Source organism: Carboxylicivirga taeanensis, from assembly GCF_051851475.1.
In the GTDB taxonomy this organism is placed as follows: Bacteria; Bacteroidota; Bacteroidia; order Bacteroidales; family Marinilabiliaceae; genus Carboxylicivirga; species Carboxylicivirga taeanensis.
Genome location: NZ_JBPUSJ010000002.1, coordinates 47,006 through 60,227 on the forward strand (window position 1 = coordinate 47,006; position 13,222 = coordinate 60,227).

Annotated in this window: 12 protein-coding genes; 9 read left to right on the forward strand and 3 right to left on the reverse strand. The window is 42.3% G+C overall.

Annotation, left to right across the window (positions count from 1 at the left end; genetic code table 11):
• Nucleotides 1-22: 22 nt before the first annotated feature.
• Both ACSX1H_RS03670 and ACSX1H_RS03675 read left to right on the forward strand, forming a co-directional pair.
• Nucleotides 23-1,537, forward strand: a complete 1,515-nt coding sequence (locus ACSX1H_RS03670; RefSeq protein ID WP_439182302.1) for a RagB/SusD family nutrient uptake outer membrane protein — start codon at nucleotides 23-25, stop codon at nucleotides 1,535-1,537.
• 74 nt (nucleotides 1,538-1,611) lie between these two features.
• Entirely contained in the window at nucleotides 1,612-2,943 is a 1,332-nt protein-coding gene (locus ACSX1H_RS03675) for a TlpA family protein disulfide reductase (protein ID WP_439182303.1), read from the forward strand.
• Nucleotides 2,944-3,139: 196 nt separating this feature from the next.
• Here the strand turns inward: ACSX1H_RS03675 and ftcD are convergent, their stop codons facing one another.
• Both ftcD and hutI read right to left on the reverse strand, forming a co-directional pair.
• Nucleotides 3,140-4,828 (reverse strand): glutamate formimidoyltransferase, encoded by a 1,689-nt coding sequence (ftcD, locus tag ACSX1H_RS03680; RefSeq protein WP_439182304.1) that lies wholly within the window; start codon nucleotides 4,826-4,828, stop codon nucleotides 3,140-3,142.
• A 199-nt stretch (nucleotides 4,829-5,027) separates the two neighbouring features.
• On the reverse strand, nucleotides 5,028-6,275 hold the full coding sequence (gene hutI, locus ACSX1H_RS03685) for an imidazolonepropionase (protein ID WP_439182306.1): 1,248 nt from the start codon (nucleotides 6,273-6,275) through the stop codon (nucleotides 5,028-5,030).
• 754 nt (nucleotides 6,276-7,029) lie between these two features.
• Between hutI and ACSX1H_RS03690 the strand changes: the two genes are divergently transcribed.
• The 5 genes from ACSX1H_RS03690 (at nucleotide 7,030) to ACSX1H_RS03710 (ending at nucleotide 11,062) form a co-directional block, all read left to right on the forward strand.
• Nucleotides 7,030-7,704: a hypothetical protein gene (locus tag ACSX1H_RS03690; protein WP_439182308.1), complete on the forward strand. Its 675-nt coding sequence runs from the start codon at nucleotides 7,030-7,032 to the stop codon at nucleotides 7,702-7,704.
• A 180-nt stretch (nucleotides 7,705-7,884) separates the two neighbouring features.
• Nucleotides 7,885-8,079, forward strand: a complete 195-nt coding sequence (locus ACSX1H_RS03695) for a hypothetical protein (RefSeq protein ID WP_439182310.1) — start codon at nucleotides 7,885-7,887, stop codon at nucleotides 8,077-8,079.
• Nucleotides 8,072-8,263, forward strand: coding sequence for a hypothetical protein (locus ACSX1H_RS03700; protein WP_439182311.1), 192 nt, complete (start codon nucleotides 8,072-8,074; stop codon nucleotides 8,261-8,263). Before ACSX1H_RS03695 ends, ACSX1H_RS03700 begins: the two co-directional genes overlap by 8 nt.
• 554 nt (nucleotides 8,264-8,817) lie before the next feature.
• On the forward strand, nucleotides 8,818-9,273 hold the full coding sequence (locus ACSX1H_RS03705) for a hypothetical protein (RefSeq protein WP_439182312.1): 456 nt from the start codon (nucleotides 8,818-8,820) through the stop codon (nucleotides 9,271-9,273).
• Between the two features lie 199 nt (nucleotides 9,274-9,472).
• Complete coding sequence (locus ACSX1H_RS03710; RefSeq protein ID WP_439182313.1) at nucleotides 9,473-11,062, forward strand: YfcC family protein; 1,590 nt, start codon at nucleotides 9,473-9,475, stop codon at nucleotides 11,060-11,062.
• A gap of 110 nt (nucleotides 11,063-11,172) precedes the next feature.
• On the opposite strand, the gene ACSX1H_RS03715 is transcribed toward ACSX1H_RS03710, so the two are convergent.
• Nucleotides 11,173-11,754 (reverse strand): hypothetical protein, encoded by a 582-nt coding sequence (locus ACSX1H_RS03715; RefSeq protein ID WP_439182314.1) that lies wholly within the window; start codon nucleotides 11,752-11,754, stop codon nucleotides 11,173-11,175.
• Between the two features lie 123 nt (nucleotides 11,755-11,877).
• Here ACSX1H_RS03715 and ACSX1H_RS03720 point away from each other — a divergent pair, with 123 nt between their 5' ends.
• Complete coding sequence (locus ACSX1H_RS03720; RefSeq protein ID WP_439182315.1) at nucleotides 11,878-12,432, forward strand: NUDIX hydrolase; 555 nt, start codon at nucleotides 11,878-11,880, stop codon at nucleotides 12,430-12,432.
• A 72-nt stretch (nucleotides 12,433-12,504) separates the two neighbouring features.
• Nucleotides 12,505-13,152, forward strand: a complete 648-nt coding sequence (locus ACSX1H_RS03725) for an urease accessory protein UreH domain-containing protein (protein WP_439182316.1) — start codon at nucleotides 12,505-12,507, stop codon at nucleotides 13,150-13,152.
• Nucleotides 13,153-13,222 lie beyond the last annotated feature (70 nt).

Consider the following 13,222-nt stretch of genomic DNA (forward strand, 5'->3'; position numbering starts at 1 on the left):
TTAAAAATTAAAATCTATCAAAATGAAAAAATATAGTAGCTTACTTTTAGTTTTTATAGCTCTGCTATTGACTGCTTGTGACGACTTTCTTGATAAAGAGCCCAATAAGTCATCCAATGTGGTGCCCACTAAGGCCGAACATTTCGATGCCTTGCTAAACAGTTACCGGAGTTTTGCATCCGAGGGTAATCGTGATGTGATACATGGCAGTGATGATTATGGACTTTACACCGATCTGTTTGATAACAAAGATATTTATGGTGTTAATATTGTGCAGTTTGCCACCTGGGATGTGGAATATCTACCAGATTATGAGCGCCCCTACTGGCCACACGAATGGGCAAAAATATTTGAGGCCAATATGATTATTTCTAACCTGGATAAGATGGAGGGTACACAGGAAGAGATAAGTTTTCTGGAAGCTGAGGCTCATTTTGTGAGAGCCTACAGTTATTATCAATTGGTAAATACTTACTGTCTGCCATATAGCGAAGAGAATATGCAGGAGATGGGACTGCCAATTAAACAAACCACCAGCTTTGAAGAAGCCATAGAAAGAGCCTCGCTTGCAGATACCTGGACCTTAATAACAAGTGATTTGGAAAAGGCGCTCAAATTACAGCGCGAATTGAAGTTTGACGATGATAAGTATCGTATTTGGCGAGCCAGTACGCCCGCGGTAAACGCATTTGCTGCACGTGTTTATCTCTGTATGCACGATTATAAAAATGCGAAGAAATATGCTGAAGCTGCTTTGGCTGAGCACGGTGAATTAGTGGATTACAATACTGAGATGTACTATTCTGATTTTGTTGAAGATGTAACAGTGGGGGATGGGGACGTCCGTATCGTTTATCCAATGACTTTCGATGGAGGTATGTATTCGCAGAATAGTATGGCCTGGAAAGAATTGTACTATTACCGTTATTTATATAATGGAAGTGAGTATTTCGTGCCTTCTAAAGAGTTGTTGGCACTGTACGACCAAACCCATGATTTGCGTTATAAGTACCATGTGGTAGAAGACTACTCATATACTCGTGGCATGGTTGATCCGCCGTTGAGCTATCCGTCTTACGTTTTCTGTGAAAATGGTTATTTGCCAAGTGGACCTACTGTTGCCGAAATGCTGTTAATTAAGGCAGAGTCAGAGGTACGACAAGGTGAATGGGAGCAAGGTCTGGCCACAGCCAACCAGTTGCGCGTCAAACGTATCAGTAGCGATGCGCCAGCCGATGTGATTAACTTGTCGGCCGTCAATAAAAATGAAGCCTTACAGCGCATTATTGACGAGCGACGTCGCGAAATGCCATTTACACAGCGCTTCTTTGATGTTCGTCGTTATAACAACAACGACGATGCAAGTGATGATGTGGTAATGACACGTGAGTTTTACCCTTATAATTTATCAGCTATCCATGGTAAGGAAGAGCCTATTACCTATACTTTAGATAAGAAGTCGAGGAAGTTTGCACGACCGATCACTACCTATGACATAACTGTTTCAAAGGGAGCCATTAAACAAAATACTTACTAGCCTTAACCAATTGTATTCATTCCGGACCTGGCTTGCCCGTGTCCGGAATGATTTACAGAAATATTGCTTTGAAAATGAAACAGACTTTATTTACGATATTTGGCCTGGCACTCATTTGTGCGGCATGCACCCAAAAGCCATTACAAGAAGTGCATTTAAAGGGTACACTAAAGAATTTTTCACCGGTAGAAACCATGCGTATTGAAACACCCGAAGGGTATATTCTGCGCGAGACAGTTGAAATTAAAACCGATTCTAGCAACTTCTTCGATATAACAATCCCGCTTGATCACCCAACCTATTTCCGTTTAGGTCGCAATACCTTGTATTTATCACCTGGCGATGACTTGACCATGGAGGTGGACTTGAATGACCCGAATGCGGCATTGTTTAATGGAACAGGTGCCGAAGCGAATCGATATCTACGAGCCAAGCCTTTTCCGAAAGGGGGCTCATACATTCCCAATGTTAACTTAATGGACCATCCTGATTTTGACGAGGTGATTGAGCGCCTGGAGAAGGTGGTTGAAAATGCTAATTTGCAACTAGACAGTCTGAGAAATGTTAGTGAGCATTTTAAAAAACTGGAGAAGGGGCGTATCCAATTTGATGCGGCCAACACCCTGCAGAGCTACGGTTTTTATGCAAGTTGGATGAAGAAGATGAGTGATGAAGACGCTAAAAGCTTTAAGGATAGTGCTGATACCTACTTTAAACCTGTTGTAGAAGCTTATTTAAAGGATAGTAACGATCCTGATTATCTACACTTGGATACCTATCGTGGTCTATCTCAGTCGGTGCTTAAACAGTTTGGGACCAGTCAGGTCAATCAGGAATTGGTCGACTTTATCGAGGCTTCGAACCTTTGCTATGGTTTAGCTTCTATGGGACCGGTTAAGCAGGTATTGGAACAGCGTGCTGAGGTGGAGGCTAAAATTCAAAGCGAAAAGTATAAAAGGGTAATTGGTAAAGCATTTCATAAATACGAAGTGCTTGAGCCGGGTAATCTTGCTCCTAACCTGACCTTTAGTGCGCTGGAAGGGCAACAGGTCCGTTTGTCCGATTTTAAAGGCCAGATGGTTGTAATAGATGTATGGGCCACCTGGTGTGGTCCTTGTAAAAATGAAGCGCCTTTTTTTGAAGAATTAGCCCAAAAGTATAGTGATAAACCGATTCACTTTATATCAATTAGTATTGATTCTAATAAGAAAGCATGGCAAAGATATTTGGATGAGCATCCTAAGACATCGCAACAGTTTATTTGTAATCGCAGTGAGTTTAAAAGCTATGAATTATTTGGTGTGCCTAGGTTTATAGTGATCGATAATGATGGAAAGTTTATTGATGCATTTGCTCCTGCCCCCTCTAATCCTGATTTCGAGAAACTAATTTCAGAGCAACTTTAAGTGTTTCTTGACGGATAGGTATAATATTATAGGCGAATTGAATACTGATTTCTTAATACACCTTAATAAGGCTGCCACTTAGGTAGCCTTACTTATTTTGTTAATCAGGTTTGGAGGTTGAATGCTGTAAGTTGGCATAAAAAAACGGCCACCATCAAGGCAGCCGTTTTGCATAAAAGTAAAGAATTGGGTTATGCTAGATCTTGCTATTCACAATCTCCAGGATCTCTTTTTCTTCTTGAATCGCCTTATCTTCAATCGCTTGACCTTCGGCAAGAATACCATCCACAAATGATTTATCATCCAGTCCGGCCGCATTGATCTTCACATTGAGGAAAGCGCCCATCACAGCGGTACGAGCACATAAAGCTCCTACACCTGCATCGGTTACGGAGTTGGGGTTGCCAATCTCGGCCATGGCACGAATCACTTCAAAGCCTTTGAAAGCCACTTTCATTACACGGAAAGGTACTTCAATGGCGTACTTGGTAGCTTCATCAATGGCTTGTTTGCGGGCTGCTTTTTCTTCATCCGTGCCTTTTGGTAAGCCAAAGGCATCCATAATGCGGTTGAAAGCATTGGTATCCTCGTCCACCAGGCTCAACAATTCTTTCTCCACAGCCATGCCTTTTTCGGCCCAGTCGCTGAATTCTTCCCAGCGCTCGTCCCAGCCACGTTTGTGTGCCGACAGGTTAGCCACCATGGTGCCCAGGGCAGCGCCCAATGAGCCCACATAAGCTGAGATAGAACCGCCACCGGGAGCCGGCGACTCAGAAGCCGTTTCGTCAGCAAACTCAGTCAGGTTCATGTCAATGAGTTGCTTCTTATCGTCCTTCAGGATGTACTCAATAATTTTTTTGTCCGGATCGAATGGATAGAGCTCGTCTAATCCCATTGATTTCACGGCTATCTTGATGATCTCACGCTCAGGAATACCCGTTGAGCGCTCTTGCTTGCGCAGGAAGTATTTACCGGCATCCAGCATGGCCTGCAAAGGCACCACACCCACCAGCTCCGAACCGGTTACGCGAATACCACGGGCATTAGCACGCTCATAAACCGCCTCATAGGCTTTATGTAAGGACGTAACGGTGATGTCGGTCAGGTTCATGGAGATTTGTGCAATACCATACTCTTCAATGTACCAGCCAATGCCTTTTACCGATTTCAACATGCCCGGTACATTCACCGGATTGCCGTTTTCATCTTTTACAATTTTACCCGTTACCGGATGGCCTTCGCGTTTTACACGGCCGCGCTCACGCACATCAAAGGCAATGGCGTTGGCACGACGGGTGGACGTGGTGTTCAGGTTCACGTTATAAGCAATCAGGAAGTTACGGGCTCCAACAGCAGTTACACCCGATTTGGCCACGCTCTCATTCCATTCTGCAGGACCATAATCTGGTTTCCACTCGGCTGTTACTATGCGTTTTGACACTGCTTCGTATTCACCCTCCCGACAAGTGGCCAGGTTACGGCGCTTCTCTTCTTTAGCAGCAAATTCGTAGCAGTAGATAGGAATATTTAATTCGGTGCCTATCCGTTCGGCCAATTTATGGGCATAAACAACTGTTTCTTCCATGCTGATGTTGGCCACCGGTACCAATGGGCACACATCGGTAGCTCCAAAGCGTGGGTGCGCGCCTTTGTGATGACGCATATCAATCAACTCCTGGGCTTTTTTCACTGCCTGAAAGGCGGCCTCACACACTTCTTCAGGTGTGCCCACAATGGTTACTACAGTGCGGTTAGTAGCTTGTCCGGGATCCACATCAATTAGCTTCACACCGTCTACTTTTTTAATTTCATCGGTGATTTTCTCAATAATGCTCATGTCGCATCCCTCGCTGAAATTAGGAACGCATTCGATTAGTTGTTGCATGGTATTTAGTCTTTTGTTGATTTTATAATTTAGTGCGCCGTGCGTTGTGCCAAGTGCATTTTATTTCATTTTGTTGTCAGTTGAACGGCTAATGTTTCAACTGGTTTTAGGCCTTGCCTCTTAGGTCTTTTATCTTCTTTTATTACTCCGAAGATCGCTGTTCGAAGTCGGGATGTATAAAGCCGTTAGCCAACAACTATTAGCTGATAACACCATTTAAAATGGTCGTTTCCACCTTATTTTCGCCGTAGGCGTAGGGCAGGTACTCAATGCCGGGAATGGACTTGGTAATAATTACATTAGCCTTCTTACCCACACAGATAGACCCTAGTTCTTTATCAACTCCCATGGCGTAAGCCGTATTTTTAGTAACCGCATGAATGACTTCCTCGGGCAGCATGCGGTATAAAACACTTCCCATGGCCATTATCAGCTGCATATTGCCCGATGGCGATGAACCGGGGTTATAATCAGAGGCCAAAGCCACCGGCAGGCCGGCTTCCATCATTTTACGGGCTGGTGCATAGGCCATGTTCAGAAAGAAAGCCGCACCCGGCAAAATGGTGGGCATGGTTCCCGAATCTTTTAAGGCCTTAATTTCGTCATCACCTGTGAACTCCAGGTGGTCTACCGATAGGGCACTGTATTTAACGCCCACTTGAATACCACCCGAATAGTCCAGCTCATTGGCATGAATCTTAGGTGTAAGGCCGTATTTAGCGGCAGCATTTAAAATCCGATCGGTATCTTCTACGGTAAAGAAACCCACATCGCAAAAAACATCCACGTAATCGGCCAGTTGCTCTTTGGCAACAGCAGGCAGCATCTCATTAATAACTAAATCGACGTATTTCTCTTGCTGACCGCGGTATTCCATTGGTATGGAGTGAGCACCCAAAAATGTTGACTTAATGGTGAGCGGACTGGCCGCTTTTAAGCGCTTAATCACACGTAACATCTTCAGCTCACTTTCCAGTGTTAAGCCATAGCCACTCTTTATCTCAACAGCCCCGGTTCCCCATTTAATAATTTCCTGTAAACGCAGCATGGCATCCTCAAAGAGCTGATCTTCACTGGCTGTTTGCATCAATTTGGCCGAGTTAAGGATACCGCCTCCACGAGCCGCAATTTCTTCGTAGCTCAAGCCTTTGATTTTATCCACGTACTCCACATCGCGACTTTTAGGATACACCAGGTGGGTGTGCGAATCGCACCAGGCTGGCAAAACTAAACGTCCGGTTGCGTCAATCACCTCTATATTTTCCCCAAGCGTTGTTTCATCCAGTTCATCCATTGAACCGAATGCATGAATATAAGGGCCCTTTATCAATAGGTAGGCATTGTTAATAACAGGTAGCTGGGCCATTTGGGCACCGGCTATGTATGGTTGATTCTCTTTTTCAGTCTGAATCAGTTGTTTTATGTTTTTGATTAATAGCTGCTTCATGAGAAACTTTTTATCCTTGTTTTACGGATTTAAAAGTAGAATAATTGTGGCATGGATGTCTATGATTTTAATCAATTGGGTTTTTTAAGTCCACCGCGCGGAGTTCACCGTTTTTAGGCAAAAGGGAGCAGTGAGTCTCAAGCACCCAATTAAGGCAGTGGTTAGTCAGTAGATGGAAGTCCGCGGTCAGTATTGAGAAGCAAGCACTGTTTCGATAAGTACAGAGTGCGAACGCATTCGCAATGGTTATTGAATGCCCGTAAGAAAATGTGTAAGAGCCGTCCGGCTTGTGGACAACTCTATGCCCACAAATACATAGAAGGGAGCAGTGCTTACTGTGCACAAAATACAGAAGCTTTAATAACAGCAAATTATTCATATTTAAACGATTATCTTCTCTTTTTGTCGGTTCATCAACAAAATAATATTGTTTATCAATTGAAAGGCATGCATCTAACTTTAAGTTCTAATTTCACAGGTACTAATCGGAAATATACCGCCTCCCTAGCCGGGGTTAATGTGAGAGTTCTTTGGGGCGGAAAAACAATAAAGGAATAATTAAGGTGTTGGCACTGGGTGCTGATGGTGGGTGATATGTAGCGCCGCTCGGCGTAATTTGCAAATTACGTCGAAACTAATAGGTAGTTTAAAACCACCGGGTAACTTAAACGAAGTCGCAGACTTCGCTTAGAAAGGGGGAAGAATAGACGAAAATTTACTATTGCCTTATGAGACAATTTAATTACATTAAAAAATGAATAAACTATCAATTAAATCAATTATTGACTTTAGAAAAAAGTCAGATAGACGTAAAAAGACCTTTGCTCAGAACCTACAAATAGAAAAAGAAAAAAAGGAAACAGATGGAGGAGGAGACTATTGGGTTATTTGTTTAAGCGCAATTAGTAACGCATTTAAACATAATGATAATAGTATCATTATTGATAAGATACATGAGTTTGAGGCGAAATATGAAAACACAGACCTTAAAAGAACTAAGGACATGTATGAAAGAAATATTGCTATTCTGTATAAGTATGAAGATTACGATTTTAGTAGATGGATTCCAAAGGTGAATTTTCAAACGATTAAAAAGCATCGGCCAGATTTTTTATTGAATATTAAAGGGCTGCAAGTTGAGGCTTTGCCACATCATGTTTTTACTTTTCAAGATGAAAATAAGGAAATCGGAGCTATATGGTTCATTGCTCAGTTAGATGGGTACGAGAGAGATGAATTGGCAATGTTTACAGACATCCTTCATCGGTATCTGGAACTGAATTTTTCAAAGAAATACATTATTAATGCTGAGTTCTGTATTGCTGTTGATGTTGTTAATCAAATTGAAATTAGTTATGCTCAAATATTAAAAGATAATATACCTCTTAAACTAAATTCAACCCTTGAGGAAATCAGAAAACTGATGTAGCATAAAAAAACAGTCTCCCCGTTTGGCGTAGCGTCACGCTACGTCATTCTTACCTCATGTTGGCGTAATTACAAATTACATCGAAACTAATAGGTAGTTTTAAACTACCCGGTACCTCAAACGAAGTCGTAGACTTCGCTTAGCGAGGCCTACTTTTAAATCACATTAAACCAAACCACTATGAAAAAAACCAGAATGACTTTAATCGTTTTCGCCGCTATTATTATAGCCGTGCAGGTGTTTCATGTAAACTACAGCGATTTAAGCTGGGGAGTTAATGCAGCTGCCTATATCGGCATTTGCTCCATGGTGTTAGTGATCATTGCTATGGTGGCTTCTAATAGACATGATAAAAAGAACCAAGCTAATGACTAAGGCACCAGCCAAACGCACCACCTACCTGCTCGAAGTAGGGGAGTCGGAAGCCGCCACCAAAGCCAAAGACGAAGCCCTGGGTAAACTGGACAGATGGATGTCGGAGTTTTATGCGGTGGCCCGCATTGCCCTCGAAGACCAACCTCAATTACTCGAAGCTTTGGGCAAAGCTGTGAAGAGTTAATGCCAAACCAATCGAATTAAAGAGAGCAAAAACCCATCAGTTAGTTAATAGCGATGGGTTTTGTGCTTAAGTTAACAGGAGTTCAGCAAGGAGCAGACAGCTCCTGGTGTTTAAAAAAGTCCGGATGGGTATCTGGAGGCTTTCTGTCTGAATCCTTCTGAAGAACAGATGACAAGCTGTTGGACGAATCATGCACAATAAGCCACCGCTAAAGCACCTCAGCCATTACCGTCCACTTTTGTCTGGGATTGGAATAACCCCATCCGAAATTTCGATGCATAGATAATTAGCAGATAAAATTAACTTTGAGGCTAATTTTAAATGGCACCTCTTGTTCAGGAAATTTAGCCTTTAAACGATTTAATGTTGTCTGCAAACAGGCCGTATAAAATAGCAAGTTACACAAAGTGACTACCGATGGCGGGTTTCAGCCGACACAAAAAAATATAGAAACAAGAAACGACCATGAATTTTAGCGTGCTAAATTACACGCCTGAGCATGATTAAAATTCATTGAGCGTTCTATCTGATAAATGAAGATAAATTATAATCATATGAAAAACATTGCTATTTTACTTTTTTTACTCCTGCCTGTTGTGGCATCAGCCCAAATGTCGTTTGATACCGGAAATGCACGGCTGGAAACAGATTTGAATTCGATAAATGCCAGAGCAAATTTAGATTTTGGTGCTTTTAAAACTGAGTTAAGCATTGGCTATAATATATCGGAAAAGAAAATAGAGTATATGCACGGAAGCCTGGAGATGGCTCCGGGAGAAATTTATCTGGCACTTGAGATTTCTAAAATTTCAAAAAGGCCAATCGATGACATTTTGTGCATATATAACGACCATGGCAGCAAGGGATGGGGATATATTGCCAAACAAGTGGGTATTAAGCCTGGTTCCGAAGAGTTTCATCAGTTAAAGCGGCATTCAAAATATAAAAGCAAAGGCCACAGTAAGGGGAAGGGGAATGGTAAAGGAAACGGTAAAGGTAAAAAACGATAGGCGCTCATTAGAAACGATGCTTATTACAGGTGAATGCCTAATTGAACTTAGGTGTTGCCACATTAAGGTTGGAGACGTTTAAAAACAGTTCATTTGCTACCTTTTACAACCTGAAATTTTATTTTTACGCTTATTCGTAAATCACCCTATTCAGTATTGCGTATTACTTTTAGTACACACATCTAGATCTTTCAAAAATATGTTTAAAAAAGTTCCACACACTTATGTAATTATTTTCTCTCTCGTTATTTTGGCCGCTGTGGCCACCTGGTTTGTTCCGGGAGGTGAGTATATTCAGAAAACGACAGTGGTTGATGGCGTTGAGCAAACGCAGATGGTGTTTCAATACATCGATAGTCAGCCACAAACCTGGGAAGTGTTTGCTTCCATGGTGCATGGTTTCGAAAAGGGGGCCGGTATCATCATCTTTATTCTGATGATTGGCGGTGCTTTCTGGATAATGAATGCCTCTAAAGCAGTGGATGTAGGTATCTTCTCCTTTTTACATTTCGTTAAACGCCTGGATAACTACAGAGCCATTCGCTTCTTCGGCGCCAATAATTTGATTCTAGTGTTAATCATGCTCATGTTTTCGGTGTTTGGGGCAGTGTTTGGAATGAGTGAGGAAACCATCGCCTTTATGGTTGTTTTAATTCCTTTGGCGATTTCGATGGGCTACGACAGCATTACGGGCGTGGGCATTGTTTACCTGGCAGCTCACTTGGGTTTTGCCGGCGCGGTACTCAATCCTTTTACCATTGGCATTGCACAGGGATTGGCCGATTTGCCCTTGTTTTCGGGCTTTGAATACCGTTTGGTATGTTGGTTCGTTATTAATCTGGTTGGCTTTGCCTATATTCTTTGGTATGCGGCAAAAGTGAAGAAGAATCCTAAAGCTTCACCGGTTTATGAGCAGGATGCCTACTGGCGTAACCGCGGTGCCGAGCACGAAGAGGAGCTGGATAGGCCTACTCCACGCGCGGCCTGGTGGGCCTACGGCATCACAACTCTTGTGGTGGGTTTATTTGCTTTTAATCACCCCGAAACAACACTTAAAGTGGGTGGTGGAGAAGGGGTCACCTGGCCGGTTGTGCCGGTTATGGCGGGCTTGTTTGCCCTTACAGGCTTCTTATCGCTGCGTAAGCGGGTCCACTTTTTCATCCTTAACTTGTTAAGTTTTACTATTCTGTTTTTGGTGATTGGTGTGATGGGTTACGAGTGGTACATCACCGAAATAGCCGCCCTGTTTTTAGCCATGGGTATATTATCGGGTATTTCAATGGGGAATGATGCCAACACCATCACCAAGCTCTTTATCGAGGGTGCCAAGGATATAATGTCAGCCGCATTGGTGGTTGGACTGGCCGGCGGCATTATTGTTATTCTCGAAGACGGCAAAATTGTACATACCATTCTGCATGCGCTGGCTCAGTCAATGAGCGATCTGGGTAATATTGCGTCAGTGGGTATCATGTACATGATTCAGACACTGATTAATATATTTATTCCAAGTGGTTCGGCTAAGGCCGCCCTCACCATGCCCATTATGGCACCTTTCAGCGATTTAATTGGTTTATCGCGTCAGGCAACGGTGATGGCCTTTCAGTTTGGCGATGGCTTTACTAATATGATTACGCCCACCTCACCGGTACTGATAGGCGTTTTAGGCGTGGCCAAAATACCTTATACCAAATGGTTTAAATGGGTGGCCCCATTAATTGTGATCATGATTTTATTAGGATTTTTGCTCTTAATACCAACGGTAACCATGGAGCTAAATGGCTTTTAATAGTGGCTGAAATGTTATAACCTGAATTACGACCTGGAGAGTTCAAGAGATAGAGGGTAACCAATGATAAAGGGTGGAGGAGAGCTTCCGCCCTTTTTTAATGAACTGCCTTAAAAAACTTTCGCTGCTTTTTTCTGCTCACTCTTTAGCTCCTCAACTACTTTTTGTAGCGTCTGTATCTGATTTTTCTGTTCTCTGTTTTTATTGGTCAGATGGAGGTTGTTCTCCAGTAAATTATCTTTGGTACTTTTGAGATTATCGATTTGCTGAAGTAAATTTTGCTCCCTTTTGGTCATGCGCTCCATGCGTTTGTCGAGCGACAGGTTTTTATCCAATACTTCTTTGAGGTATTTTTTCAGAAAACCTCTCTCCCTTCGGTGTTCCTTTAGTTTATTATTGGCTGCATCCAGGTGCTGCAGCAAGCCGGTTTTTCTTTTTAAGAGGTGGTCATATTCTTCAGACAAATCATCCAGTCGCTGGGCAAGCAAGTCGCATTCTTTTTCCATTCTTCGCAAAGCCAGTCGCAGGTTAAGGCGTTCTGCCTTTTCAAACCCCCACTTTGTTCGTCTGTAGTGAATGTTATTTCTATCTAAATAAACATTGTCAATTGTTGGGTGTTGCTTCAGCTGAAGGGCATACGCTAAAATGTCGTAAGCCGAAACAGGCAACCGGCGGTTAGCATTATCAGGCATAAAAGGCTAAGTTTCTGATTACGGATAATCGGTTAATTATTACAAATATAAGTCTCTATATGTTATTTGGTCAAATATTTTGTATCATTAATGCCTTACTTGGATGAAAAAACAATAATTATTATGAATATTAACAGTGGTAGTACGCAGCCTAAAGATGTGATCAGGTATTGTGCGAAATGTGGTTCTGACCAATTTACTTACGATGGCACAAAATCTTTCAGGTGCCAGGCTTGTGGGTTTCATTTGTTTATTAATTCGGCAGCAGCTGTGGCAGCCATTATCTGCAATGCCAAAGGAGAGATTTTACTAACACGGCGTGCTTTTGAGCCATGTGCCGGAATGCTTGATCTACCAGGTGGTTTTGTCGATCCCATGGAAACAGCTGAAGAGTGTGTCGCTCGCGAAGTGAAAGAAGAATTGAACCTCACCGTCAAATCGATGCGCTTTATTGCCTCCTTTCCCAATGAGTATGTGTTTTCGAACTATTCGGTTTTTACAACCGATCTGGGATTTGTATGCGAAGTAGACAATTTTGATAACATGCAGGCCAAAGATGATGTGAGTGCTTATGAGTTTATCGATAGCTCAGCCATCGATTTTAGTCAGATTAGTTCCGAATCGATTAGAAACCTTTTAAGAGTCTACATTTCCCTGGGCTCGACTGATTTAGATTAAAAATAAATAAGTGACGAACCTATTGGGTAGCTCATCACATCCGTTAATTATTCTTAATTTTAAAAGAAAAAAATGAGTAGCGAACTTCAAGTTCTTGTTATAAGCGCGGCCTCTATTGGTTTTTTCCACACCTTGTTTGGGCCCGACCACTACCTGCCTTTTATAATGATTGGTAAAGCCCGTTCGTGGAAGCTGGGCAAAGTAATTGCTTTAACGGTTCTTTGTGGCATTGGTCATATTCTGAGTTCAGTTTTAGTTGGTATGATTGGGATTGCCCTTGAGTTGCAGGTGGAAAAACTCAATTGGTTTGAATCTTTTAGAGGGAACCTTGCTGCCTGGGCTTTAATTGCATTTGGTTTGTTGTATGCTTTATGGGGTGTTAGGCGCATGTTTAAAAAGCATCGCCATGGACACATGGATAAACTTGAAGATTCTAAAAACATTACGCCCTGGATACTCTTTATAATATTTGCCTTGGGGCCTTGTGAGCCGCTAATTCCGATATTAATGTATCCGGCCGCAATAGAAAGTGTTGGTGCGCTTGTTTTGGTCACCAGTGTATTCGGATTAACCACCCTATTCACCATGACGGCCGTTGTATTGGCAATGTCGTATGGATTATCGTTTGTTAATTTAAAACGTTTCGAAAGACTGGGGCATCCCATTGCAGGCTTTGTTATTTTCCTGTCTGGATTGGCGATACAGGTACTGGGCTTGTAATTTGAAAAGTTAGCAGTAATAGCATTTATCGGCTATAGTGTTTGAATAATGCATTAACCAAATGAAATAT

What these genes read in the sequence shown, in the direction of transcription:
- ACSX1H_RS03670 (WP_439182302.1), top strand. Translation starts at nt 23, where the DNA reads ATGAAAAAATATAGTAGCTTACTTTTAGTTTTTATAGCTCTGCTATTG.
- ACSX1H_RS03675 (WP_439182303.1), top strand. Translation starts at nt 1,612, where the DNA reads ATGAAACAGACTTTATTTACGATATTTGGCCTGGCACTCATTTGTGCG.
- ftcD (WP_439182304.1), bottom strand. Translation starts at nt 4,828, where the DNA reads ATGCAACAACTAATCGAATGCGTTCCTAATTTCAGCGAGGGATGCGAC.
- hutI (WP_439182306.1), bottom strand. Translation starts at nt 6,275, where the DNA reads ATGAAGCAGCTATTAATCAAAAACATAAAACAACTGATTCAGACTGAA.
- ACSX1H_RS03690 (WP_439182308.1), top strand. Translation starts at nt 7,030, where the DNA reads ATGAATAAACTATCAATTAAATCAATTATTGACTTTAGAAAAAAGTCA.
- ACSX1H_RS03695 (WP_439182310.1), top strand. Translation starts at nt 7,885, where the DNA reads ATGAAAAAAACCAGAATGACTTTAATCGTTTTCGCCGCTATTATTATA.
- ACSX1H_RS03700 (WP_439182311.1), top strand. Translation starts at nt 8,072, where the DNA reads ATGACTAAGGCACCAGCCAAACGCACCACCTACCTGCTCGAAGTAGGG.
- ACSX1H_RS03705 (WP_439182312.1), top strand. Translation starts at nt 8,818, where the DNA reads ATGAAAAACATTGCTATTTTACTTTTTTTACTCCTGCCTGTTGTGGCA.
- ACSX1H_RS03710 (WP_439182313.1), top strand. Translation starts at nt 9,473, where the DNA reads ATGTTTAAAAAAGTTCCACACACTTATGTAATTATTTTCTCTCTCGTT.
- ACSX1H_RS03715 (WP_439182314.1), bottom strand. Translation starts at nt 11,754, where the DNA reads ATGCCTGATAATGCTAACCGCCGGTTGCCTGTTTCGGCTTACGACATT.
- ACSX1H_RS03720 (WP_439182315.1), top strand. Translation starts at nt 11,878, where the DNA reads ATGAATATTAACAGTGGTAGTACGCAGCCTAAAGATGTGATCAGGTAT.
- ACSX1H_RS03725 (WP_439182316.1), top strand. Translation starts at nt 12,505, where the DNA reads ATGAGTAGCGAACTTCAAGTTCTTGTTATAAGCGCGGCCTCTATTGGT.